The sequence below is a fragment of the Psychrobacillus sp. FSL K6-2836 genome (assembly GCF_038003085.1).
Classification (GTDB): Bacteria; Bacillota; Bacilli; order Bacillales_A; family Planococcaceae; genus Psychrobacillus.
Window position 1 is genome coordinate 4032584 of record NZ_JBBOOM010000001.1, and the last position, 22890, is coordinate 4055473.

General features: G+C 35.4%; 29 protein-coding genes and 1 riboswitch. Of the genes, 21 read left to right on the forward strand and 8 right to left on the reverse strand.

Annotation, left to right across the window (positions count from 1 at the left end):
* The 3 genes from pstA to phoU are packed head-to-tail and all read left to right on the forward strand — an operon-like array spanning position 1 to position 2386.
* A complete protein-coding gene (pstA, locus tag MKY37_RS19565; protein ID WP_340779486.1) occupies positions 1 to 879 on the forward strand; it encodes a phosphate ABC transporter permease PstA in 879 nt (292 codons plus the stop codon).
* 27 nt (positions 880 to 906) lie between these two features.
* Complete coding sequence (gene pstB / locus MKY37_RS19570) at positions 907 to 1707, forward strand: phosphate ABC transporter ATP-binding protein PstB (RefSeq protein ID WP_340779487.1); 801 nt, start codon at positions 907 to 909, stop codon at positions 1705 to 1707.
* 19 nt (positions 1708 to 1726) lie between these two features.
* Entirely contained in the window at positions 1727 to 2386 is a 660-nt protein-coding gene (gene phoU / locus MKY37_RS19575) for a phosphate signaling complex protein PhoU (protein ID WP_340779489.1), read from the forward strand.
* Between the two features lie 559 nt (positions 2387 to 2945).
* On the opposite strand, the gene MKY37_RS19580 is transcribed toward phoU, so the two are convergent.
* Together MKY37_RS19580 and MKY37_RS19585 are read right to left on the reverse strand one after the other, a co-directional pair.
* On the reverse strand, positions 2946 to 3416 hold the full coding sequence (locus MKY37_RS19580) for a hypothetical protein (protein WP_340779491.1): 471 nt from the start codon (positions 3414 to 3416) through the stop codon (positions 2946 to 2948).
* On the reverse strand, positions 3416 to 3766 hold the full coding sequence (locus MKY37_RS19585) for a hypothetical protein (RefSeq protein WP_340779492.1): 351 nt from the start codon (positions 3764 to 3766) through the stop codon (positions 3416 to 3418). Before MKY37_RS19585 ends, MKY37_RS19580 begins: the two co-directional genes overlap by 1 nt.
* Before the next feature lie 174 nt (positions 3767 to 3940).
* Between MKY37_RS19585 and rpmG the strand changes: the two genes are divergently transcribed.
* The 5 genes from rpmG (at position 3941) to MKY37_RS19610 (ending at position 8259) form a co-directional block, all read left to right on the forward strand.
* The gene (gene rpmG, locus MKY37_RS19590) at positions 3941 to 4090 is read left to right on the forward strand and encodes a 50S ribosomal protein L33 (protein WP_090563747.1); all 150 of its coding nucleotides are present in this window, start codon (positions 3941 to 3943) and stop codon (positions 4088 to 4090) included.
* 59 nt (positions 4091 to 4149) lie between these two features.
* Entirely contained in the window at positions 4150 to 4734 is a 585-nt protein-coding gene (locus MKY37_RS19595) for a 5-formyltetrahydrofolate cyclo-ligase (RefSeq protein ID WP_340779493.1), read from the forward strand.
* Between the two features lies 1 nt (position 4735).
* The gene (locus MKY37_RS19600; RefSeq protein ID WP_340779494.1) at positions 4736 to 4930 is read left to right on the forward strand and encodes a YqgQ family protein; all 195 of its coding nucleotides are present in this window, start codon (positions 4736 to 4738) and stop codon (positions 4928 to 4930) included.
* 223 nt (positions 4931 to 5153) lie between these two features.
* Positions 5154 to 7058, forward strand: a complete 1905-nt coding sequence (locus tag MKY37_RS19605) for an LTA synthase family protein (RefSeq protein WP_340779495.1) — start codon at positions 5154 to 5156, stop codon at positions 7056 to 7058.
* Positions 7059 to 7149: 91 nt separating this feature from the next.
* A complete protein-coding gene (locus MKY37_RS19610) occupies positions 7150 to 8259 on the forward strand; it encodes a YqgU-like beta propeller domain-containing protein (RefSeq protein WP_340779496.1) in 1110 nt (369 codons plus the stop codon).
* Between the two features lie 53 nt (positions 8260 to 8312).
* On the opposite strand, the gene MKY37_RS19615 is transcribed toward MKY37_RS19610, so the two are convergent.
* Positions 8313 to 8492, reverse strand: a complete 180-nt coding sequence (locus MKY37_RS19615) for a DUF2759 domain-containing protein (protein ID WP_090563737.1) — start codon at positions 8490 to 8492, stop codon at positions 8313 to 8315.
* A gap of 154 nt (positions 8493 to 8646) precedes the next feature.
* Here MKY37_RS19615 and MKY37_RS19620 point away from each other — a divergent pair, with 154 nt between their 5' ends.
* Positions 8647 to 9285, forward strand: a complete 639-nt coding sequence (locus MKY37_RS19620) for an MBL fold metallo-hydrolase (RefSeq protein WP_340779497.1) — start codon at positions 8647 to 8649, stop codon at positions 9283 to 9285.
* A gap of 555 nt (positions 9286 to 9840) precedes the next feature.
* Here MKY37_RS19620 and MKY37_RS19625 read toward each other — a convergent pair.
* On the reverse strand, positions 9841 to 10083 hold the full coding sequence (locus tag MKY37_RS19625; protein WP_211894616.1) for a DUF2626 family protein: 243 nt from the start codon (positions 10081 to 10083) through the stop codon (positions 9841 to 9843).
* Positions 10084 to 10225: 142 nt separating this feature from the next.
* Positions 10226 to 10906 carry a helix-turn-helix transcriptional regulator gene (locus tag MKY37_RS19630; protein ID WP_340779498.1) on the reverse strand — a complete coding sequence of 227 codons (681 nt, stop codon included), beginning with the start codon at positions 10904 to 10906 and terminating at the stop codon, positions 10226 to 10228.
* Between the two features lie 172 nt (positions 10907 to 11078).
* On the opposite strand from MKY37_RS19630, the gene comGA reads away from it, so the two are divergent.
* The 12 genes from comGA to MKY37_RS19690 all read left to right on the forward strand — a co-directional run bounded on the left by comGA (position 11079) and on the right by MKY37_RS19690 (position 20395).
* On the forward strand, positions 11079 to 12095 hold the full coding sequence (comGA, locus tag MKY37_RS19635; protein ID WP_340779499.1) for a competence type IV pilus ATPase ComGA: 1017 nt from the start codon (positions 11079 to 11081) through the stop codon (positions 12093 to 12095).
* Positions 12082 to 13140, forward strand: coding sequence for a competence type IV pilus assembly protein ComGB (comGB, locus tag MKY37_RS19640; protein WP_340779501.1), 1059 nt, complete (start codon positions 12082 to 12084; stop codon positions 13138 to 13140). Before comGA ends, comGB begins: the two co-directional genes overlap by 14 nt.
* Before the next feature lie 10 nt (positions 13141 to 13150).
* Positions 13151 to 13465 carry a competence type IV pilus major pilin ComGC gene (comGC, locus tag MKY37_RS19645; RefSeq protein ID WP_340779502.1) on the forward strand — a complete coding sequence of 105 codons (315 nt, stop codon included), beginning with the start codon at positions 13151 to 13153 and terminating at the stop codon, positions 13463 to 13465.
* Between the two features lie 7 nt (positions 13466 to 13472).
* Positions 13473 to 13913 (forward strand): competence type IV pilus minor pilin ComGD, encoded by a 441-nt coding sequence (gene comGD / locus MKY37_RS19650; protein WP_340779505.1) that lies wholly within the window; start codon positions 13473 to 13475, stop codon positions 13911 to 13913.
* Positions 13903 to 14211, forward strand: a complete 309-nt coding sequence (locus tag MKY37_RS19655) for a hypothetical protein (protein WP_340779506.1) — start codon at positions 13903 to 13905, stop codon at positions 14209 to 14211. Before comGD ends, MKY37_RS19655 begins: the two co-directional genes overlap by 11 nt.
* Positions 14190 to 14645, forward strand: a complete 456-nt coding sequence (comGF, locus tag MKY37_RS19660) for a competence type IV pilus minor pilin ComGF (protein WP_340779508.1) — start codon at positions 14190 to 14192, stop codon at positions 14643 to 14645. Before MKY37_RS19655 ends, comGF begins: the two co-directional genes overlap by 22 nt.
* Positions 14623 to 14820, forward strand: a complete 198-nt coding sequence (locus tag MKY37_RS19665; protein WP_340779510.1) for a hypothetical protein — start codon at positions 14623 to 14625, stop codon at positions 14818 to 14820. The genes comGF and MKY37_RS19665 overlap by 23 nt, the downstream gene beginning before the upstream one ends.
* Positions 14821 to 14936: 116 nt before the next feature.
* Positions 14937 to 15449 carry a shikimate kinase gene (locus MKY37_RS19670; RefSeq protein WP_340779512.1) on the forward strand — a complete coding sequence of 171 codons (513 nt, stop codon included), beginning with the start codon at positions 14937 to 14939 and terminating at the stop codon, positions 15447 to 15449.
* A gap of 115 nt (positions 15450 to 15564) precedes the next feature.
* A riboswitch (glycine riboswitch) is annotated at positions 15565 to 15659 on the forward strand.
* Between the two features lie 128 nt (positions 15660 to 15787).
* Complete coding sequence (gene gcvT / locus MKY37_RS19675) at positions 15788 to 16918, forward strand: glycine cleavage system aminomethyltransferase GcvT (RefSeq protein ID WP_340779514.1); 1131 nt, start codon at positions 15788 to 15790, stop codon at positions 16916 to 16918.
* Positions 16919 to 16942: 24 nt separating this feature from the next.
* Positions 16943 to 18289 carry an aminomethyl-transferring glycine dehydrogenase subunit GcvPA gene (gene gcvPA / locus MKY37_RS19680; protein ID WP_340779517.1) on the forward strand — a complete coding sequence of 449 codons (1347 nt, stop codon included), beginning with the start codon at positions 16943 to 16945 and terminating at the stop codon, positions 18287 to 18289.
* Positions 18282 to 19742 carry an aminomethyl-transferring glycine dehydrogenase subunit GcvPB gene (gcvPB, locus tag MKY37_RS19685; protein WP_340779521.1) on the forward strand — a complete coding sequence of 487 codons (1461 nt, stop codon included), beginning with the start codon at positions 18282 to 18284 and terminating at the stop codon, positions 19740 to 19742. Before gcvPA ends, gcvPB begins: the two co-directional genes overlap by 8 nt.
* Positions 19743 to 19858: 116 nt before the next feature.
* A complete protein-coding gene (locus MKY37_RS19690) occupies positions 19859 to 20395 on the forward strand; it encodes a DinB family protein (RefSeq protein WP_340779523.1) in 537 nt (178 codons plus the stop codon).
* A 270-nt stretch (positions 20396 to 20665) separates the two neighbouring features.
* On the opposite strand, the gene MKY37_RS19695 is transcribed toward MKY37_RS19690, so the two are convergent.
* From MKY37_RS19695 to MKY37_RS19705, 3 genes are all read right to left on the reverse strand, one after another.
* On the reverse strand, positions 20666 to 21082 hold the full coding sequence (locus MKY37_RS19695; protein WP_340779525.1) for a ribosomal maturation YjgA family protein: 417 nt from the start codon (positions 21080 to 21082) through the stop codon (positions 20666 to 20668).
* A gap of 20 nt (positions 21083 to 21102) precedes the next feature.
* Positions 21103 to 22377: an ATP-binding protein gene (locus MKY37_RS19700; RefSeq protein WP_340779527.1), complete on the reverse strand. Its 1275-nt coding sequence runs from the start codon at positions 22375 to 22377 to the stop codon at positions 21103 to 21105.
* A 67-nt stretch (positions 22378 to 22444) separates the two neighbouring features.
* Positions 22445 to 22828, reverse strand: coding sequence for a rhodanese-like domain-containing protein (locus tag MKY37_RS19705; protein WP_340779529.1), 384 nt, complete (start codon positions 22826 to 22828; stop codon positions 22445 to 22447).
* Positions 22829 to 22890: the final 62 nt, after the last annotated feature.

Here is a 22890-nt window from a genome sequence, read left to right on the forward strand (position 1 = left end):
ATGAGATATGTTAATCATGAAGCGGTTGTAAAGAAAATGAACAAACGATTAATTGTAAACGGTATTTTCAAAACGATATTTTTTGCTGCAACATTATTTGCTTTATTAGTTTTGGGAGTTCTTTTCTACCGTATCATCTCTCAGGGAGTAGGTTATATAACACCTGAATTCTTCCAAAACTTCGGATCACGTATACCTGAAAAAGCAGGTATTAAAGCTGCGTTGATTGGTTCAATATGGTTGATGTGTGTAGTTGCACCAGTATCAATTATTCTTGGTGTTGGGACAGCTATTTATCTTGAAGAATATGCTACAAAAAATAAATTAAATGATTTCATAAGAATGAATATTTCTAACCTAGCCGGTGTTCCATCAGTAGTGTTTGGTTTATTAGGTTTAACGATTTTTGTTCGGGCTTTGGCACTGGGAAATAGTGTTTTAGCTGCTGGTTTTACAATGAGCTTGCTCATACTGCCAGTCATTATTGTAGGTGCTCAAGAGGCTATAAGAGCTGTTCCGCAAGATGTACGTGAGGCTTCCTATGGTATGGGAGCAACAAAATGGCAAACCATTATTAATATTGTATTGCCCTCAGCTATACCAGGTATTTTAACTGGTGCAATTTTAGCATTATCTCGTGCAGTGGGAGAGACGGCACCTTTAGTAGTAATTGGTATACCAGTAATTGTTCACTTTCTACCGGATAATTTACTTAGCCAATTCACAGCACTACCGATGCAAATTTATGATTGGGCGAAAAGACCACAAGAGGCTTTCCAATACGTTTCATCTGCGGGAATTCTTGTGCTCATGATTTTCTTGCTAATTATGAACTCAATTGCGATATTTATCCGAAATAAATTCCAAAAACGCTATTAAATACGATGAATATTAGGAGGAACTAAAATGGTACAATCGTTAGAAAAAGGGTCAGCAAGTCAAGTGGAAGCATCTAGTATTGTATACGATACGCAAAAGTTAAACTTATGGTATGGGAATCATCATGCACTAAAAAATATCGATTTACAGATTAAAGAAAATGAAGTTACTGCTATAATCGGACCATCTGGCTGTGGTAAGTCAACTTATATTAAAACGTTGAACCGTATGGTAGAATTAGTGCCAACAGTTAAAACTTCGGGAGAAATCCTGTATAGAGAACGCAACATCTTTGATGCAAATTACGGAGTAGAGGAACTACGTACGAAAGTAGGGATGGTTTTCCAAAAGCCCAATCCATTTCCAAAATCTATTTACGACAATATTGCTTACGGTCCGAGAATACACGGTATCAGAAACAAAAAGATTTTAGACGAGATCGTTGAGAAAAGTTTACGTGGAGCTGCTATATGGGATGAAGTGAAAGACCGCTTAACAACGAATGCTTATAGTTTATCTGGTGGTCAGCAGCAACGTATTTGTATAGCTAGATGTCTTGCCATAGAACCAGATGTTATTTTGATGGATGAACCGACATCGGCACTCGATCCAATTTCCACACTTAAAGTAGAGGAACTAATACAAGAACTGAAAGAAGACTATTCAATCATTATCGTGACACATAATATGCAACAAGCAGCACGTATTTCGGATAAAACAGCATTTTTCTTGAATGGGGAAGTTGTCGAATTCGATACGACAGATGTTATTTTTTCAACGCCTGAAGATAAACGGACAGAGGATTATATATCAGGTCGTTTTGGATGATGAAGGGAGTTATTCTGACATGGTAGGAAGAGAGAAATTCGATGCAGAACTGAACCTGGTTCAGTCTTTGTTACTGGAGCTAAGTAATACAGCTATTGACACTTTAGATAATTCTATGAATTATCTTTTTGAGAAAGATATTGAAGGTGCACTGGCCATACTTGATAATGATGAACATATTAACCATATGGAAGAAGAAGTAAATGATCGAGTAATTTTGTTAATAGCAAAACAACAACCAGTTGCAACTGATTTACGAAGATTGATGGTGCTCGTCAAAATTGCTGCAGATATGGAACGAATTGGTGATTATGCATGTAATATTGCGAAGGAAACAATTCGTATTGGAAAAGATGAGCATATTGAGCCAATTGTTTTACTTGATGAAATGCGCATCAAAACGATAAAAATGCTTAAACAGGTTCTCGATGCATTTACGAATGAGAACATGGAGGAAGCTAAAACTATAGCAAAATTGGACGATGAAGTAGATGAAATGTATGGGCATATTATTCGCACACTTTTGAATGCAGGAGTAAATAATCCTGCTCAGCTAAGTCAGGTCACTCAACTATCATTTGTGTGTCGTTATTTAGAGAGATCTGCAGACCATGCAACAAATATTGCAGAACGCCTATTATATTTATTAAAAGGGAAGCATTACGAATTAAATAATTAAAATATGATAGTAAATAAAAAAAGGCTGGGACAGAACCCCAAAACAGCATTTTTCTCTGTGAGAAAAATGCTGTTTTTTTGCTGTGCACAAAATTGATTTCCATTCCAGGGACGCTTTCCACGGGCGTGGCCTGAGCCTCCTCAGGCCAACAGGATGTTGGTCACGAAGGCGTTGCCACAGGAAGTGGCGCTCTTAGCCTTTGTTCCTTTAAATTGCTACCTGCGGATGGAAATTAAGAAAATAGTGTTTCCGCAATAAAGAAGCGAAATAGCTCCAGATATTGTATCTTCTGGAGCTTACACAAGGAATAGGAAAGTAACTTTTCTATAGTTATCCAAAACCGAACTAACCAGTTTCTAAACGTTGTAGAAGGGCGATGGACAGGCAAACGCCATAAGATTACCGAAAAAAAGTGATATTGGTTGTGACGGATGTCACAACCAATATCACTAAAAATTCACTCAGTAATTATATAGCAAAACGTCGGTCCAAAGCTCTTCGAAAACAATAGAAACAAGTTTTGACTTACAAGTACATGGACGTCTTTTTGCCTGGTTTTCTAACGAGTGATTGTTTCGGCAATTTGTTTTAAAGACATGGAGGAGTTAAGCTCGTAGTTTCCTACTTGAATGCGTCCTGCTAATCCTTGATCTGACAAATAATTATCCATGTCCACTTTATTTAGAATAATACCAGCATCTTCTAATTTTGCACTAATCTCCGAAGACGCCATCCCTAATTGAATGGAGAGAGTCATCGATGTTTCAGATGGTGTATGTTTAGTCGTTGTTTCGGTTTCAGTAGGTTCTTCTGGTGCATTTGTTTGGACTTGTTGTGCATTATTCAAATCTAGTTGCAGAGTTGCTAGTTGTTTTTTTACATCTGAAAGTTCCTGTTGAGCCTGATCATAAGCATCCTGAGTAATTGCGCTTGTAGAAGTAATTTCTTCTTTTTCGACGAATTCTCCTATTTGAAATGCAACTCCAGCAAGAAATAAGCCAATTCCTATATTCCGAATAGTCTTATTCATCACTTTCCACCACCAATTACGTATTTTATTTCATCAATGGTTAAAGAGGAACGGGCACTAATTTCTTTTAACGAATAACCTTGTTTATGCAATTCCAACACTTGGTTTTTTATAATATCATGGATAACGGGCTTCGTTTGTTTTTTTACTGGTATTGAGACTTTTGTAGATTCGATCAGTAGTTCTTCTTCTACTATCTTAAGTCTTCGCTTGATAGCGTTCGTTTCTTGATAAACTGTGAACGATAGGTCTTCCAATTCCGACTCCACTTTTTTGGAGGAATCCTTGAAGAAAAAAGAAATTATTATTAATACAATTCCAATAAACATTATAATGATGGAAAAGTCCATAGTATTCACCTCTATTGTTATATTCCTATACTCATACTACCATATCCGAAAAAAAATTGAATAATTTCCTGTATTAATAGTAGATTTTATTTGGATATATGCTATAATTGGTTAGTCGTATAAATCATGCTCAAGTTTTATATTTAATCCTGACAAAGAGTGGGAGGGACAACCATGCGCGTTAATATTACATTAGCTTGTACAGATTGCGGAGAGCGCAACTATATTTCTAAGAAAAACAAGCGTAACAATCCAGAACGTCTTGAACTTAAAAAATATTGCTCACGTGATAAGAAAATGACTCTTCATAGAGAAACTAAATAATAACCTAAACCAAAACCTAGCATGGTTTTGGTTTTTTTCTATTGTTTGGAGGTATGACAATGACAAAGAAAATTATAAGAAACGCTATGAAAGAGCGATTAACCTCATTAGATGAAGTTGCATATAATAGTTACTCAAAACAAATTGAAGATCAGTTTCTGAGACAAGTAGCGGTTTCAGATGCTTCCACTATCGGAATAACGATATCTAGCTTCCCTGAAGTCGATACTTGGAGTATAATAAAACAATTATGGAGTATGGGGAAAAATGTCGTAGTTCCTAAATGTTCACCTTCGGATAAATCTATGATATTTTATCAGGTACAAAATTTTGACCAATTAGAGCGGGTATATATGCATCTACTCGAACCAAATCCTTTAAAGTCTAAAGCAATCACTCCTCAAGAGATTGAAATACTAGTGGTTCCTGGGATCGTATACTGCGAAAAGGGATACCGCATAGGATATGGTGGAGGCTATTATGACCGTTTCCTTATGAATTATAAGGGAGATACACTGTCATTAGCTTTTGATATTCAAGTGGTGAAAAATGTTGAATATGATGTATTTGATATACCAGTAGATAAAATTATTACACCGAATGGAACTTTTTTATGCAAACAGATTCGGCAGAAGGATGAATAGGATGAATTCAGTATACGACGTTATGCAACTTTTAAAACGATTTGGAATATATGTATATACGAAAGATCGCCTAGCAGATTTAGAAATAATGGAGGATGAAGTTAGAGAGCTTTATAAAATGCAAATGATTGAGTCAAAAGACTTTCAAATAGCTATTTTATTATTGAGACAAGAACAAAGTAATAGTAAAATTTAGAACGCGTCAGAGTTGATTTTACTCTGACGTTTTATGTTTTTATAAAAAAGTGAAACTTTTTACTGATTGAATTCGTCTTATATAGGGTATGGTATGAAAGACTTGTACAATTGTATCAAAATCCTTTTTCTTTTATATTGATTTATTGTAAAGAAAGGATTAAGATAAGTTCTGTTACTTTTAACTTATCTAACTAAAGTGTAAAAAAGGGGAGGGTGTAGGCATGAAGAAGAAAAATTGGCCAACACATTCTATTCTGATTCTTGCTATTGTGGCAACATGGATAAAAACATATATTGTTTACCACACAAGCTTTGACATGGATATTGAAAATTTGATGCAACAACTGATACTGTTTATAAATCCGCTTAGTTTTTTACTATTTATCTACGGACTTTCCTTGTTCTTTAAGAGTCCTAAAGGTAGAAATAGATATATAGTAATTGCTAGCATAATACTTTCAGCTGTTGTATATGCTAATGCTGTATTTTACCGTTTTTTCACAGATTTCATTACAATTCCGGTGCTATTTCAAACAAGTAATTTTGGCGATTTGGGTTCATCGGCAGCAGAAAGTATCTTTTTAACGGATATTTTCTATTTCACTGATGTTGCCATCATCATTATTGCATTAAAGTGGTTGAAAATTGGAGACAAAGTTACGCTTGTTAAGCCTGCTGTAAGAAGAGCTTATTTTGTAATGGCTGCAGCAATTCTATTTTTAAACTTAGGTTTATCTGAGATTGAACGACCACAGCTATTAACACGAAGCTTTGATCGTGAGATGCTAGTTAAGAATATTGGACCGTATAACTATCATTTATATGATATATATATCCAGTCTAAATCACATGCCCAAAGAGCATTAGCCGATGGAAGTGAGTTAGTAGAGGTAAATAACTATGTTCGCTCTAACCAAGTAGATGCTAATGAAGATATGTTTGGTGTTGCCAAGGATCGTAATTTAATCGTAGTTTCGATGGAATCCTTACAATCTTTCGTTATTAATAATGATATGAATGGTCATGAAGTTACACCATTTTTAAATTCACTAACGCAAGATAAGGACACATATTATTTCTCTAATTTTTATCATCAAACTGGTTTAGGAAAAACTTCCGACTCTGAGTTTTTACTAGAGAATTCACTATATCCATTAGGCGGAGGAGCAGTATTCTTTACGCATAGTGGGAATACATTCCACTCGATGGCAGAAAGCTTAAATGAAGAAGGATATTTTACAAACGTATTGCATCCTAATAACAAAAGTTTCTGGAATCGGGATATTATGTATCGAGCATTGGATATTCAAAAATATTATGATGAACAAAGTTTTGTAGTGAAAGAAGAGGATGCTGTTAACTGGGGGATGAAGGATATTCCTTTCCTAGAGCAATCAGCCGATTTAATGGCAGATATGCCTCAGCCATTTTATTCTCGTTTAATAACCTTAACAAATCATCATCCTTTTACTTTGGATGAAGAAGATAAGCTTATACCAGAGTATAATTCCAACTCTAATACACTCAATAGATATTTCCAGTCAGTTCGTTATATGGACGAAGCATTGAAACTATTTTTTGAGGACTTAAAAGAACAAGGATTATATGATAACTCCATCATCGTTATGTATGGAGATCACTATGGTATTTCTGAAAATCACAATAAAGCAATGGAGCAATATTTAGGAAAAGAAATAACTCCATATGAGTCAGCAAAACTTCAACGTGTTCCACTATTCGTTCATATTCCAAATAGTGGTGATGGTAAAGAAATTACGGAAACATCTGGTCAAATCGATTTGCGTCCAACAATTTTACATGCATTAGGTGTAGACACATCTAAAGATATGCAGCTTGGAGCAGATTTGTTCTCTGAAGAACATGAAGAATTTGTCGTGTTCCGTGACGGTGGATTTGTAACTGATAAAGTTGTTTATGCTGGTAATGTTTGCTATGACAATGCCACTGGTTTGCAAATTGAAATAGATAGCTGTCAGCCTTATATAGATAGAGCTACTCAGGAACTTGGCTATTCCGATCAAATTATTAATGGAGATTTATTGCGTTTTTATGATTTGAAGACTGGGAATTTGCTTATAAATGAGGCATTAAAAGAAGATGAATAAGAAAAAGCACGGACATTTTTATTGTCTGTGCTTTTTATATGAAACAAAATAGATTTACATTCGTCTATAATGATAAGAAGGGGGGAGTATGTTGAAGAAAATTGTTATATTATTATTTTGTATCATCTTCCTTCAAGCTTGTACGGAAGTAGAAACAGGCATTCCTAAAGTGGAGCAGGAAAATGAAGAAAAAATACCATCCGATATTGGAGAGGTTGAAAAAACAAATAATGATGAGATACCATCTATTTTGTTGGATAACAATGCCCTTCAGAGTGTGGTAGGGTGGTTGTCTAACGAAGAAGTAGTTTTTATTGTTATGGAAAAGGGGCAATGGTTAGTTAAGTCTTATAGTGTTTCAACAAATAGTTGGCGGACAATTTATACTACGACTACTCCTATTATTCAAGGGACCATTCATCCTTCTAAAGAAATGATTTTATTACATACTTCCAAAGATTCTTCATCCGCAGAAATTCAATTTTTACATAAAAATGGCTATATACTTCAAAGCCTATCGTTTGAATCCGCAGAAATTTACATGGATTGGCATCCTACAAACCCAAACTTAGTTGTTTTCTCAACATTTTATGAGGATTGGACTTATAATACATTCATATATGATGGATCTACACAAGAGTTAACGTCTATCGAAATAGAAAATCCGTTTGTAAAATGGTATGACGAGGAAAATTTAATGGTTTTTAGATGGTCTGACTCTGGTCTTGATGGGAGTGAACTTTTTCTTTACTCAATCTTAGATGAAACCTTAAAAAGTACTGGTGAAGAAAAGGTATTAGATGTGACAAATATAGGGGAAGCTATTTTATACGTTCAAATAAACGAAGAGCAAAAACAATTTGAGTATCGTTTAGAAGAACTGAATGGTGCTAAAAAATTTGAATGGGTAACACCTGCAGTTTCAAATTATTCCGAATGGGTCACCCCAACCGTGTCTATAATTTCACCAACAGGATTTATCTTACTAAATGCTAAACAGTCTAGAAATCAGGATGATATTAGCCAAAAGAGTATTTTGTCAAAGATTTCTCTAGATGGCCAACAAGTTTTTGGGGAAATAGATGAACAGCCTGTATCTTGCTCTCCTAATGCAGAAATTTGTTTAGGAGGATATACAAAAGAAACTTGGATTACTACAAATCCTTTGGACGAGAAACAATGGATTTATTTAAAAGAATAGAAAAAAAGCTGCTATACATATGAGTAATGTATAGCAGCTTTTTTAATTACGTTTTAGTGTAAGCTTGGTGGGAAACCTTGGTTCACAATTGTCATGACTGTAAAGAAGCCAAAAACAGCGAATGTACCAAAGTTAAATAGGACCCCTAACACATTCTTTTCTTTAAAAGCTTGATAAGTGCCAACTACAGCTAAAAGTGTAACTAGTCCAAAGATAACCATTAATAAGTTCATGAAAAGACACTCCTTTCGACATCAGAAAATGAATGTCGCATTTGCATATTCCTCTTCTATTGTAATTCTTAATGTAAGTTTTGTCGAGTAGAAAAGTGGTGAATTATTGAACAATAGATGATATATCGTATAAGATAAGAAAGAGGTGATTATTATGTTAAACGTTCGAACTTATCCATTAGGTTATATTCAAACAAATTGTTATATTGTTTCAAATTCTACAAAGCAATGCCTAATCTTTGATCCAGGAGGAGAAGGAGAGAAATTAATTAGCGAGCTTCATCGTTTGAAGCTGAAACCGTTAGCTATTTTATTGACTCATGCACATTTTGACCATATTGGAGCTGTAGAACAAGTGAGGGAAAGTTTTGATATTCCAGTGTATATCCATTCATCAGAGAAAAAATGGTTGGGGGATCCTTCAAAAAATGGCTCATCCAAATATTCAGAAATACCATCAATAATTTGTAATGAGGCAGATTTTTTATTAAATAGTGAGTCGGAGTTGGAACTTGGTGAATTTCACATGAAGCTCTTACATACACCTGGACATTCGCCTGGTAGTTTAACCTATTATTTTAAACAAGAAGAATTTGCAATTGTAGGAGACACACTTTTTCAAAACAGTGTCGGACGGACAGATCTTCCCGGAGGCAACCAGTCCGAACTTATGAAAGCCATTCATACAAAACTTTTAACGTTGCCTGAAGAAACGCTTGTTTACCCGGGTCATGGTCCTTCGACAACAATAGAAGCAGAAATGGAGTCGAATCCGTTCTTAAATGGATTTTAAAAAATGTACTATGGATAGCTTGAATCTTTTATATTGAAATTATGCATTGTTTATAATGTATTGTACTCAGCTATAAGATATAGCTGAGTCTATTGCTTGGATGATAAAAGTATAGTGAAAAAAGGTCTGCCTAGTTAGGAGACTGGAAGTAAATTGCCTTCTTTACTAGAGGAAGTGAAGAGAAATAGCAAGTGTTTATTGAATAAAGAAGTCAAATAGCGAACGAAATTACATCTTCCAGAGCTTCTTCTATTATTAGGGAATTATCATTTCTCTAAGTGAACCAAAATTGCGCTAACCTGTTTCTGAGCGTTGTAGGAGGGTGACGGACAGGCGGATGCCATAAGATTACCGAAAAAAAATGATATTGGTTGGTGACGTTTGTCACAACCAATATCATTAAATTTCACTCGGTAATATATAAGAACAATTCTGTTCAAAGCACTTCAAAAAAAATAGGAACAGTTTTGAACTTAAAGGTTTCTGTTTGTCTGGTTTTTCATTATAAGACAAAAAAACAGCTCAATAAATGAGCTGCTTTTTTGTCTTAAATTATTAATGTCCTGCACCTGGTACGTGCATGAATGTCGTGTAATATGTAAATCCTGCGAAGAAGAACATTAAGTAAGCTCCGAAGATGTACATATACATACGTTCTGAAAGGTTTAAGAACCCTAAAAGAAGGAATAATCCCGTATTTGCTAAAAATAGTAAAGAAGCTTCTGGCATATCACCTAAATAAAACATAACTGCAAAAATCCCTGTCCAGAAAGCCATTACTTTATACATATTGCCCATTTGTAGTCCCTCCTTTTACAAACCATACAAATAATTCTCATATTTATTATAAATGAAAGTGTTCGTACATGTAAACTGATTATTAGTTTTCTTTACACATTATACTCTGCATTGTCACAAATATGTATTATCTATGCCTTCATTATAGAACTTCTATTTGATATACGCAATTGCTACAGTGATTTTGTTTACTTTCCAGCTGAATGAATTCATTATTTGGGAACAAAGCATCAAACTGTCCTTTTAAAAAGGATTCATGAATACTACAAATAATATGTGGATGTTTGGATAGTTGCCCTTTATAAGGACAATTGAAAATAGAGAATGTAATAATTTGTTTATCTTCCTTGTTCTCGATATTAGGAATATAACCCACAGAGAGTGCTGCAGCAGATAGCAGCTCTATTTTTTGTTCGAAGTTCGGATCTGCTAATAATGACTGATGTATAGAATTGTAACCAGAATTATAGCTAATATTTTTTGCTTTATCAAGCGCTTCTGTTCCCATAGTTTCTACTAATTCTAATAACCACTCTAATAGTAAATGATTCTCTTGCTTAGGAAAACTTAAGTAAATTGGTTGATCTGCAAGTGTATATATTCTTGCCGGGCGACCGCCTTTTTTACTATTAAGTAACTCAGAAGTAATTAGCTTAGAATCATTTAGTTTAGTTAGATGGAGTCTCGCTACATTAGGATGGATGCTGAATTGTTCTGCAATTTGTTGCACATTTACTGATTGTGCTTGTTTTACGATATATTGATAAATGGAATACCTAGTTTCATCTGCTAAAGCATTTGTGAGCTTTAAAGTATTTGGCATGCAATTACCTTCTTTCTTTATTAGTTACTATTATAATCAAGAACGAAAGATAATTAAATAATTTCATGTGACAGAAAATTAAAATAATTACTTCCTTTTTTATAAACAAGCAAGTATAATACTAGGTACAAGCTGTTTGCGGTCGCAACTTGTATCTGGGGAAAGGAAATTTATGCAACAAGTAGAAAATCTAATAGAACAAAAATGTTTTCGATTACTGATAAAAGCCCATAAATTTGGTGCATCCGATTTACACGTGATTCCTAACGAGGAAGACTACATTTATTACTTCAAAAAAAATTCTCAAATGTTTGAAGCGGGCAAGCTCCCTTTGAATATAGGAGAGCGTATCATTTCATTCTTCAAGTTTTTATCCTCTCTTGATATCAGCGAAAAAAGAAAGCCACAAAGCGGTTCCTTTCAACAAGTATTCAATTCTCATAAATTCTCATTTCGTGTTTCTACACTTCCCTCTATTTTCGGAAAAGAAAGTATGGTAATTCGCCTCCAACAGCATGACAACGCCAAAATTATTCATTCCCTCTCTTTATATAGGGATGCAACGGAAAAAATTGTAGAACTTGCCAATAATCGTCAAGGACTAATCTTATTCGTTGGTCCTACTGGATCTGGAAAGTCCACTACAATGTATTCGCTTACCAAATACTGTGCAGAAAATTTAAATCGACATGTAATTTCTTTAGAAGACCCAGTCGAAAATAGTCAATCTCATTTACTTCAAATCCAAGTAAATGAACGTTCAGGAGTAACCTATTCCACAGGTTTAAAGGCTATACTGCGCCATTCACCAGATGTGATTATGATAGGGGAGATTAGGGATGAGGCCACTGCTAAAGCAGCTATACAAGCAGCGCTAACAGGTCATCTTGTAGTGTCAACCATTCATGCAAAGGACGGCGTAGGATCTCTTTATCGTCTATTAGATTTAGGAATCACCGCAGAAGAGTTAAGGCAAACCATTACTGGTATCGTTACTCAAAGACTAGTCGTTGCTTCAGTAGGAGTAGAATCTGAATTATCTGCAGTGTTTGAAATTCTTTCAGATGAATTGTTAGAGGGAGCATTTCAATCTATTCTTGTAGGTAAAACCTTCCATATTCCATATACACTTTCTTTATCCTATCAAATTGAGAGAGGGGTAAGAGAAGGTGTTATTGAAAAAGGTTAAAGTTTATTTGGATAGGAAGCATCAAACAATTCCATCCAATATGCATGCCTCATTTTTGAGTAGACTAAGTGATCTCTTGATGGAAGGATATACATTTCACGAATCGGTCACTATGTTATTACCTTTTCATGTGAAAGATTCAAAGACAGTTAGTAAACGTATAACTGATGTACAACGAAATGGATTAGCCGTAGTTGATGTATTTAAATTATTAGGGTTTCCAAGTAGATTATTGTTGCCATTGAATCTTGCCTCAGTTCATGGTCAATTACAACAAACAATTGCTGTATTGAGTGTGAATACTGCGTTTTTTGAAGGTGCAAAAAAACGTTTAAATAACTTATTGATGTATCCGGTATTTTTATTTATGATACTTTTTTTGTTGTTTACGATGTTTAGAATTTACTTTTTACCAAATATGGAATCTTTAATTGGTTCTAAAGGAAATGAGTCATCGGACAATTCCTTGACTTGGACAGGTTATCTTTTGCAGATGCCCAATATATTTTTCGTCACTGCGATTATTAGTTCCTGTCTATTTATATTGTTGTATATATTACTTAAAAAGCTCCCCATAGAGAAGCAACACTTGATTTATTTAAAATTGCCTATAGTGAGAAGTTGGTATCGTTTGCTACTTACAAGAGTATTTGCAAGAGAGATGGGTGGACTCATGGAGAGCGGTATGTCATTACAACAATCATTGGAGGCATTAATGTCTCAACAGGAACATAAGGTGCTCCAGTTTATCGGAAAACAAATGAAAAGCAAAGTTGTACATGGTGAATCGTTTTCACAGGCTGTTTTCCTCATAGACTCTTTTACAACAGAATTATTCCATTTTGTTGTGCACGGTGAAAATAGTGGTTATTTAGGCAGGGAGCTCTCTCTCTACAATGAGTTTCTTAGCCAAGAAATTGAAAGGAAGCTTTCACTTTATATAAGTATAGTTCAACCAACCTTATTTTTAATCTTAGCGGTTTTTATCATTGGTGCTTATTTGGCGATATTATTGCCTATTTATAACATGATTAACATTGTGTAAAGGAGAAATTATGAAAAAATTATTGAAAAATGACCGTGGTTTTACTCTGGTGGAAATGATGATTGTTTTGCTTATTATATCTGTGTTGATTCTTATATCAATCCCCAATGTAACAAAGCATTCTGCGAATATTGATGAAAAAAGCTGTCAAGCATTTGTGAAAATGGTTGAAGGTCAAGTCGCGGCATATAAAATTGAACATAAAACAATACCAACATTGGTAGAACTTGAGACAGGAGGCTATTTGCCTGGTGAAAACACAATATGTCCTAATGGGGAGTCTGTTACGATAGATCCTGCTACTGGAAAAGTGACTAGTGGATAAGTTCATTATGACTAAATTTAAGTGGAACGAGAAGGGATTTACAATGATTGAGATGTTACTTGTTTTATCGATTGTAATGGTCGTATCTTCTTCTGTTCTATTTATAACTTCTACAAAAATGAAGGATATGGAGGAAGATAGATTTTTTCGGCAACTACATTTAGACATTTTGAGACTTCAAGCTATCTCTATAGGTGAAAATAGGTATACTTATTTAAATTTCCCTAACAACCGAACGCAATATAAGGCAGAATCAGCAGGTATTGTCTGGTTCGAAAACGATTTGCCAAAGAATATGCGATTAAGTAATGAAAGTACTTTAAAAGTCATTACATTTCATCCAAATGGTAATATATACAGTTTTGGAAGCTTATTGTTTGAAACTGATAGAGGAGAGAAGGGAATTACACTTTATATAGGTAGAGGTGTGATAAATTATGAAAAATAGTTATGGTTTTTCCTGGCCAGAAACAGTTTTATCATTAAGTATTACTTTTCTAATTGCCACGACAATATTGCCGTTATTAAACAGCATGATTGTTCGACTAGAAGATAAAAAAAGAGATTATCATTCGTCTTTAGTTATGTATGAAATTGCAAAGATGTATATAGTAGAAGGTATTTTAACTGGAGCAATGCAAGTAGATGGAGTTATGTATTCTTACGAAATTAGTGGCGAAAAAATTTGTGTAGACTATGAAGGGATGCGAGAGGAGCAACGTAAATGTATGCCACTCATAAAATGAAAATCCGTGATCAATCAGGTTACACTTTACTGGAGGGAATTCTTCATTTAGCCGTGTTTATGCTGTTTGCTCAAGTGTTGGCAGGTACTATGTGGTGGTTAACTAAAACGGAGGCAAATGTGACCGATACTACCGAAACAGAATGGGCATTGTTTATCCAGTATGTAGATTCTTTTTTAACGGAAGTGGACTTTATCGTAGTTTATGAAAATTCAAGAGGGATTACGATCGGAAAAGATCAAATAAGTTATAGAGTGGAGTCTTATAAAAACTTAATACGTAAAATAAAAAATTTGGTTGGTCATGAACAAATGTTATTTAATATTGAATCTCTATTTGTTGAAATAGAAGGAAACTCATTGCGAATGAAGGTGGATTTTTTGAATGGTATAGAAAAGGAGCATGTATTTTATGTTACATTTCGTACAGAATGAAAGAGGGGTATTCTTACCGGCTGTAGTTGTTCTTTTGCTAGTTGTTACTGTCTTGTTGCTGTCAATTACAGCTGCATATCAATCCAAGTATCAAACGTATGATGCTTTAGAGATGTTTTATACGGATGCAACGATCGAAAAAATAGAGGTATTCCTTCGACAGAATATGCGATAGTTTCCATTAAACTCATTTTTTTATAGTTGTAATAAAAAAAGCCACTCTCTATAATAAAGAATAACTTGATTGTTCTATGGCACCGAGAAAATTGGAATTTAGTGAGTTGGTGAATTATGTATAAAGTATATTTAGTTGGATTTATGGGTAGTGGTAAGAGTGTAATTGGTAGAAGATTGAGCTTTTTTTTAAAAATGCCCTACTACGATATGGATAAGGAAATTGTAAGATTGCAAAATAGGACGATTCCTGAGATATTTGAGCAAGAGGGAGAAGCGTACTTTCGTAAAGTAGAGACTGACTTTCTTGAAAATTTCCGAAACGAATCGTGCATCATTTCAACAGGTGGCGGGGTTGCCATGAACGAAAAAAATATCGAAGTGATGCGAAGAACTGGGCTTGTACTTTATTTAGATGCAACTTTTGAAGATATTTGGATGAGAATAAAACACGACAAAAACAGACCGATTGTGCAGAATAGTACAAAGGAAGAATTAGAACAATTATTTAAAACGAGGAAGTGGTTTTATAAAAAGGCGGCACATATAACGATTCGAACGGAACATAGACCACTAAGACAAATAACAGAATACGCTGGATACCAAGTAAATCGACTAAAAGGCGGATGATTTTTGTTATTTCAACAAAAATGTTCGTCTTTAGATGATTTTATTAAAAAGTATTGCTTATAATTCACTTGAATGTTAGGATATAGACAAAGAGTGTGTTACACAGATATCGCGGATGATTATACGGGGAGAGAACGCACCAGTTGCGTCGCCGAAGGAGCAAGTAATGTAAATTATGAATCTCTCAGGCAAAAGAACTCGTATAGGACGCAACTCTGGAGAGCGCTTTCGTTTTACTACGTGAAGCCACCAAAGAGGAAAGCCATTTTTGGTAAACTTTCAGGTCCCAGGACAGAGAACCCTTGTTTTTCCAAAGGGGTTACTCTGTCCTTTTTTGTATGGAAATAGTGAAGGAGGAGATTATTTTGGCAGAACAGTTGAAACGAACACCTTTATTTGATGTATATGCAAATTACGGAGGAAAGACCATTGACTTCGGAGGCTGGGAGCTTCCAGTCCAATTCTCAAGTATCAAGGCCGAGCACGAAGCAGTGAGAACGAAAGCTGGATTGTTTGATGTTTCTCATATGGGAGAAATAATCCTAACAGGTACAGATAGTGAAGAATATCTTCAAAAGCTTATGACGAATGATGTCTCAAAATTAGTAGATGGCCAGGCACAATACTCAGCCATGTGTTATAAGGACGGCGGAATTGTAGACGATTTATTAATTTATAAAATTGAAGACAATCATTATCTTCTTGTTGTAAACGCTGGTAATATTGAAAAAGATTATAATTGGATGCTAGAAAATGTAATTGGAGATGTAACACTAGTAAATAAATCAGAAGATTATGGTTTACTTGCTTTACAAGGACCGTTAGCACAAGTCATTTTACAAAAGCTTACTACCAAAAATTTAGACGAAATTGGATTCTTCCGTTTTGCAAACAATGTCGAAGTGGCTGGTAAAAATGTGATTATCTCAAGAACTGGCTATACAGGGGAAGATGGATTTGAACTATATGCTTCTGCAAATGATGTAACAGATCTTTGGGGCAGTATTTTAGATGCAGGTAGTGAGGAAGGTATTCTTCCATGCGGTTTAGGTGCTCGTGATACTTTGCGTTTTGAAGCTTGTTTACCACTATATGGTCAAGAACTAACGAAAGATATTTCGCCACTTGAAGCTAATATTGGTTTTGTTGTAAAACTAAAAAAAGAACAAGATTTTAATGGTAAATCAATTTTACTTGAGCAAAAAGAGAACGGTGTACCAAGGAAAAGTATTGGTATCGAAATGATTGATAAAGGAATTCCTCGTACGGGATATCCAGTATTCGTAGATAACAAGCAAATTGGGCATGTTACATCGGGTACACAATCACCTACACTTAAGAAAAATATTGGTTTAGCTATAATTGACGCAACATTTGCAGAACTTGGGCAAGAGGTAGAAATTGAAATAAGAAATAAACGACTAAAAGCAGTTACAGTAGCAACTCCATTTTATAAAAGAGAAAAATAAGACATAGAAAGAGGTTGTCCATTGATGAAGCATCGTTATTTACCTATGACTGAGCAGGATCAACGAGAAATGCTAGATGTTATTGGCATTTCTTCAATTGATGAATTGTTTGCAGACATTCCAGAAAAAGTTCGTTTTAAAGGTGAGTACAATATTAAACCTGCGAAAGCTGAATCTGCCTTGTTAAAAGAGTTGGGTCAGCTTGCGTCGAAAAATGCAGACAGTAAACAATATGCATCTTTTTTAGGTGCTGGTGTTTATGATCATTTCAAACCTATTATTGTTGATCATGTTATCTCTAGATCTGAATTTTACACTGCTTACACTCCTTATCAACCAGAGATTTCCCAAGGGGAATTACAAGCTATCTTTGAATTCCAAACAATGATTTGTGAGCTGACGGGTATGGATATAGCAAATTCTTCTATGTATGATGGTGGTACGGCACTAGCTGAAGCTGGTAACTTGGCAGCAGGGCACACTCGCCGTAAAAAGTTAATCGTTTCTGAGGCAGTACATCCTGAATATGTCGATGTTGTGAAAATGTATGCAAAAGGACAAAATGTTCAAGTAATTACTGTACCAACAAAAGATGGGGTAACTGATTTAGCGAAACTAGAAGAATTAGTGGATGAAGAAACTGCGGCTGTTTTAGTTCAGTATCCAAATTTCTTCGGTCAAATTGAGGATTTGGCGAAAGTGGAGCAATTGACTCATGCGCAAAAAGCATTATTCGTTGTTTCTGCAAACCCGCTTGCACTTGGTGTATTAACACCTCCGGGTAAATTTGGAGCAGATATTACAGTAGGAGATGCACAAGTCTTTGGAATTTCCGAAGCGTTCGGTGGGCCTCACTGTGGATTCTTTGCAGTAAACTCTAAGCTTATGCGTAAAGTTCCAGGTCGTTTAGTAGGTGAAACTACGGATGAGGAAGGGCGTCGTGGGTATGTATTAACTTTACAAGCTCGTGAACAGCATATCCGTCGCGATAAAGCTACTTCAAACATCTGTTCAAATCAGGCATTAAATGCACTTGCGGCTTCAGTAGCAATGACTGCACTTGGTAAAAATGGTGTAAAAGAAATGGCCACTCAAAATATCGTGAAAACACATTATGCAAAACAATCCTTTGAAAAAGCAGGATTTGAAGTGCCATATCAAGGGGCTCATTTTAACGAAATCGTTGTAAAAGTAAACGGTTCAATTGCAGATGCTAATAAGGGACTTCTTGAAAAAGGAATTATCGGTGGTTTTGACTTAGGTCGCGTCAATACGGATCTTAAAAATCATGTATTAATTGCTGTAACAGAACAGCGTACAAAAGAGGAAATAGATGCACTCGTGCAAGAAATGGGGGCTCTTTATGCATAAGGATAATCAACCACTAATTTTTGAAATCACAAAAGAAGGCCGTGTAGGATATAACCTACCTGAACTTGATGTACCTGAAGTAGATTTATCAACTCTTTTACCAGAAGGTATGCAACGCGTTGAAGAAGCTGAATTACCAGAAGTATCTGAGCTTGATATTATGCGTCATTATACCGCATTATCGAACCGTAATCATGGTGTAGATACAGGATTTTATCCACTTGGATCTTGTACGATGAAATACAATCCGAAGATTAATGAGTCGGTTGCTCGTTTCCCAGGGTTCGCAAATATTCATCCATTACAAGATGAAGCTTCTGTTCAAGGTGCAATGGAGTTAATGTACGATCTTCAAGAGCATTTAATCGAAATTACTGGAATGGATGAAGTGACGCTTCAACCTGCTGCAGGCGCACATGGTGAATGGACTGCTCTAATGATGATTCGTGCATTCCATGAAGCAAATGGTGATACACATCGTACAAAAGTAATTGTACCTGACTCTGCGCATGGAACAAATCCTGCTTCAGCAACAGTTGCAGGTTTTGAAACGATTACAGTTAAATCGAATGAGGATGGCTTAGTAGACTTGGAGGATTTACGTCGTGTTGTCGGTCCAGATACTGCTGCATTAATGCTAACAAATCCAAATACATTAGGTTTATTCGAAGAAACTATTTTAGAATTAGCTGAAATTATCCACGGTGTTGGTGGTAAATTATATTATGATGGTGCGAATTTAAATGCAGTTATGTCTAAAGCACGTCCAGGGGATATGGGCTTTGACTGTGTTCACTTGAACTTGCATAAAACATTCACAGGTCCACACGGCGGTGGAGGTCCGGGTTCAGGTCCAGTAGGGGTAAAAGCTGACTTAATTCCGTTCTTACCAAGCCCTGTGCTAGTAAAAGAAGATGACAAATATACATTTGACTATAATCGTCCTCAAACTATTGGTCGCGTAAAACCTTTCTATGGTAACTTTGGTATTAATGTTCGTGCATACACGTATATTCGTTCAATGGGTCCAGATGGTCTTAAAGCGGTAACGGAGTATGCAGTATTAAATGCTAACTATATGATGAGACGCTTAGAAGAGCATTTTGACCTTCCTTATAATCGTCATTGTAAGCATGAATTCGTTCTAAGTGGCCGCCGTCAGAAGAAACTTGGCGTTCGTACACTAGATATGGCAAAACGTTTGCTTGACTTTGGTTATCACCCACCTACAATCTACTTCCCATTAAATGTAGAAGAGGGCATGATGATCGAACCAACAGAAACTGAGTCAAAAGAAACATTAGATGCATTCTGTGATGCAATGATCCAAATTGCGATAGAAGTAGAAGAAAATCCAGAAATCGTTCAAAATGCTCCGCATACTACGGTTATTAATCGTTTAGATGAAACAAAAGCTGCTCGTAAGCCAGTATTGAGATATACAAAAGCATAAAGTAAGAGTGCGATTCTCCGTAGAATCGCACTTTTTGCCGTCCATTTATTCTATTTAAAGGAATTATTAAACTTTCAGTGGAATATATAAAGAACAAAATAGAGGAGGTTGTACAGATGCATAAAATACTAGGAAAAGATGAGTTTGCCCCGTATTATCAAAGTTATGTTGAATTAGTTTCTGAAGGGGATTTTCATGATTTGTTGGTAGAGGGAATTGATAAAACTAGTAACTTGGTCTCCCAGATACCTGAGGAGCAGGGAATGTTCCGATATGCCGATAATAAATGGACTATTAAAGAATTGCTTGGCCATATGGCAGACACAGAACGAATAATGGCTCATAGACTATTATCAGTTGTACGAGGAGATGCAGTTTCACTTCCTGGTTTTGACGAAGAAACCTATGTACAGGCAGCCTCATTTAATAAGCAAACGATAAATGATTTACTGCAAAACCTACAAGCTGTTCGTAGGTCAACTATTCACTTAGTAAAAAGCATAGAAGCTGACTGCATGCTAAAAAGTGGAACTGCGAATAACTGTAATGTAACTGCCCGAGCACTTATTGTGATAATCCTTGGCCATGAGCTACATCATTGCAATATTTTAAAGGAACGTTATTTATCCCGTATTAACGGGCAGGCCGATTAAAGTTGCCAGGTCCTATGGCAAAATCGGCACTATTACGTCCTATGCGTAGTAAGATTCCCACTTCAAGGCTTGGGTCAAGTAATAAAGCATAAGTGGGAGATAACCGAATGGTTCAACTAACAATCAGTGGGGAGAAGAAAACCCTTACTGATTGAAGTTTCACTTTAACAACTGAATAATAAAAAATAGGGCAGTCCGAAAAGTGTTAATTTAGTCAAAATTACAAGAACTATAAAAGGCATAAATGTTGTTTAATCAACGTTATGCCTTTTATAGTTTTTCAAGTTTAGCCCTATTATTTAAATAAGAAAGCCATTTATCCATCATACAAGCTAAAACAAGACCAATAGAATAACGCATTAAATCTACAACAAGGAAACCTTTACCAAGAATTAGAGCACCAAGCAAAGTACCTCGAATTGTATTTATCCAATCTACCTGGTAGAGCTGACTAAATTCAATAAAAAAACAAAAAATAAAGCCTTGCCATAATGCCAAATATTGACTGTTCCGTACAAAGATAAAGCGAAATAGAAAATACACCATTATGGCCCAAAGTGTATCGCCAGCATGATTCACGATAAAATTAGGCAGAGCATTAATATATCTACTTGCTAGACCAAGTACAATGGAGAACAAAATAGCAATTGCATAGTAAATCCTTTTCGGCTCATTAGTAAACTTCAAATTTTATCACTCAAGTCCCATTAATAGTTAAACCCAATTGAATTATCATCGTTTTCCCATTTATTTTTATTTGTTCGGTTATTTTGCTTCGTTAATTCTTCGATTCTCTTCTCGTAATCTAACTTCCCGTCATAGTGCCAGTTTAGAGCAACAGACATATACAATTCATTTAGTTGCGACATGGATAGCCCTTTAGAGAGCTTTGCCATCTCTTTTACTTGATCATCAGAGAAAATTCCTTTGATATCGAGTTTACGTAAATAGTTTTGTCGCACTTTTTCTGTTGGAGAAGGAATTTCATATGCTCGATCAAAACGACCGGCACGATTAATAAGCGCAGGATCGATTTTTTGAGGGTAGTTGGTTGTCCCTATGATAAATAGTCCTTCTCTGGATTGGGCGCCGTCCAGCGTGTTTAAAAAGACCGATCGAGTGTATTCTGGCATAGAATCTATATCCTCAATAACTAAAATGGCAGGAGCTAGTCTTGTAACAATACCAAATACTTCTTGGATGGAATGACTACCAGTAAATTCTGTAATCTGCCAATAGACTACTGGAGCTTTAGTGGAGCCTGTTATCGATTTTACTAATGTTGTCTTCCCGTTACCCGGAGCTCCATATAAGAGGATTCCGCGTTTGTAGGGAAGTCCGTAATCTTTGAAAAAATGTCCGTCTTTTTTAAAAAATTCATCAATCGAGCGAAAAATATCCTGTTTAATACTTTCTGCTAGGAGGACATCTTCTCTACTAACAGCTGCTTGCTCTCCGTAATTTCTACGCTGGACACCATTTTCCGTATCAACAAGATAAGTAACGGACTGCATTAATAATTGTCGTAGCTTTTCGTTGATTTCTTGTAAAAAATTTAGTGCCTGTTCAACAGATGTTGAAAAAAATTGATATTCTGGCCATGTATTTCCGCCAGAATAGTTAAATGCTAAGGTTAATGCCACATTATATTGTGGAAATAAAATCAAATTATTTTCAAAGGTTTCTACAACCTCTAATTTATTCTCGAAGGATAATAGAGTCTTATTAGAAATTTTGCCTTGAGACTTTGTTTCGAAAATGGAACATAACACTTCATATTGTAGCAAGCCTTTTTCCATCATTTCTAACAAGTTTCCATCCAATTGGAGGATGGATTCGCCAATGTCGATCGATTGCCAATTATCATTTGTATGTTCGTTCAATAAGGTAATCATTCGTCTAGAAATAATAGCAAAGTCTTCATAATGCGGGTGAGTATGTCTATAACTTTCTTCATGAGAAAATAATATATGTTTTTGCATTTAAACCCTCCAAAATAATATGGATGAAAGAAAAAAGGTTCCTCTTAAATTAGAAGAACCTTATATATTACTTAGATTTAACTTTACCTGTCCAAGATTTGAACCCACCTTGGAGCTGGAATAATTGTGTATATCCTTTTTTCTTTAAAAACATTGCTGAACGAGAACTTCTTGCGCCACTTTGATCATACAAATACACTGGCTTATCTGGACGGATTTCTTTGTAGCGTTGACGAAATTGAGATGAAGGGATATTTCTTGCTCCCAAAATATGTCCGCCATCAAACTCTTTTGGTTCACGAACATCAATCAGTTGGGCTTTACGATAGCCTTCAATGAATTGCTCTTGCGTGAGGTTAGTAACAATTTTCTTTAAACGGTATGCCGAGATTCCAGCATAGACTAAAAGTACAACAAGTATAGCGATGACAAAATACAATAATTCTAACACGGTCTTTCCCCTTTCTATGTTTCCTTATTCATTATAAAAGAAGTGCTAGATACAATTCAATC

Bases quoted from the DNA above. Each gene is read 5' to 3' on its own strand.
- MKY37_RS19600 (WP_340779494.1), top strand. From the start codon at position 4,736: ATGAATTCAGTATACGACGTTATGCAACTTTTAAAACGATTTGGAATA.
- MKY37_RS19690 (WP_340779523.1), top strand. From the start codon at position 19,859: ATGCATAAAATACTAGGAAAAGATGAGTTTGCCCCGTATTATCAAAGT.
- comGF (WP_340779508.1), top strand. From the start codon at position 14,190: ATGTATGCCACTCATAAAATGAAAATCCGTGATCAATCAGGTTACACT.
- comGD (WP_340779505.1), top strand. From the start codon at position 13,473: ATGACTAAATTTAAGTGGAACGAGAAGGGATTTACAATGATTGAGATG.
- MKY37_RS19585 (WP_340779492.1), bottom strand. From the start codon at position 3,766: ATGGACTTTTCCATCATTATAATGTTTATTGGAATTGTATTAATAATA.
- MKY37_RS19595 (WP_340779493.1), top strand. From the start codon at position 4,150: ATGACAAAGAAAATTATAAGAAACGCTATGAAAGAGCGATTAACCTCA.
- MKY37_RS19665 (WP_340779510.1), top strand. From the start codon at position 14,623: ATGTTACATTTCGTACAGAATGAAAGAGGGGTATTCTTACCGGCTGTA.
- MKY37_RS19700 (WP_340779527.1), bottom strand. From the start codon at position 22,377: ATGCAAAAACATATATTATTTTCTCATGAAGAAAGTTATAGACATACT.
- MKY37_RS19630 (WP_340779498.1), bottom strand. From the start codon at position 10,906: ATGCCAAATACTTTAAAGCTCACAAATGCTTTAGCAGATGAAACTAGG.
- gcvT (WP_340779514.1), top strand. From the start codon at position 15,788: ATGGAAATAGTGAAGGAGGAGATTATTTTGGCAGAACAGTTGAAACGA.
- gcvPB (WP_340779521.1), top strand. From the start codon at position 18,282: ATGCATAAGGATAATCAACCACTAATTTTTGAAATCACAAAAGAAGGC.
- MKY37_RS19655 (WP_340779506.1), top strand. From the start codon at position 13,903: ATGAAAAATAGTTATGGTTTTTCCTGGCCAGAAACAGTTTTATCATTA.
- gcvPA (WP_340779517.1), top strand. From the start codon at position 16,943: ATGAAGCATCGTTATTTACCTATGACTGAGCAGGATCAACGAGAAATG.
- phoU (WP_340779489.1), top strand. From the start codon at position 1,727: ATGGTAGGAAGAGAGAAATTCGATGCAGAACTGAACCTGGTTCAGTCT.
- MKY37_RS19580 (WP_340779491.1), bottom strand. From the start codon at position 3,416: ATGAATAAGACTATTCGGAATATAGGAATTGGCTTATTTCTTGCTGGA.
- MKY37_RS19620 (WP_340779497.1), top strand. From the start codon at position 8,647: ATGTTAAACGTTCGAACTTATCCATTAGGTTATATTCAAACAAATTGT.
- MKY37_RS19625 (WP_211894616.1), bottom strand. From the start codon at position 10,083: ATGGGCAATATGTATAAAGTAATGGCTTTCTGGACAGGGATTTTTGCA.
- comGA (WP_340779499.1), top strand. From the start codon at position 11,079: ATGCAACAAGTAGAAAATCTAATAGAACAAAAATGTTTTCGATTACTG.
- pstA (WP_340779486.1), top strand. From the start codon at position 1: ATGAGATATGTTAATCATGAAGCGGTTGTAAAGAAAATGAACAAACGA.
- MKY37_RS19670 (WP_340779512.1), top strand. From the start codon at position 14,937: ATGTATAAAGTATATTTAGTTGGATTTATGGGTAGTGGTAAGAGTGTA.
- comGC (WP_340779502.1), top strand. From the start codon at position 13,151: ATGAAAAAATTATTGAAAAATGACCGTGGTTTTACTCTGGTGGAAATG.
- MKY37_RS19605 (WP_340779495.1), top strand. From the start codon at position 5,154: ATGAAGAAGAAAAATTGGCCAACACATTCTATTCTGATTCTTGCTATT.
- pstB (WP_340779487.1), top strand. From the start codon at position 907: ATGGTACAATCGTTAGAAAAAGGGTCAGCAAGTCAAGTGGAAGCATCT.
- MKY37_RS19615 (WP_090563737.1), bottom strand. From the start codon at position 8,492: ATGAACTTATTAATGGTTATCTTTGGACTAGTTACACTTTTAGCTGTA.
- rpmG (WP_090563747.1), top strand. From the start codon at position 3,941: ATGCGCGTTAATATTACATTAGCTTGTACAGATTGCGGAGAGCGCAAC.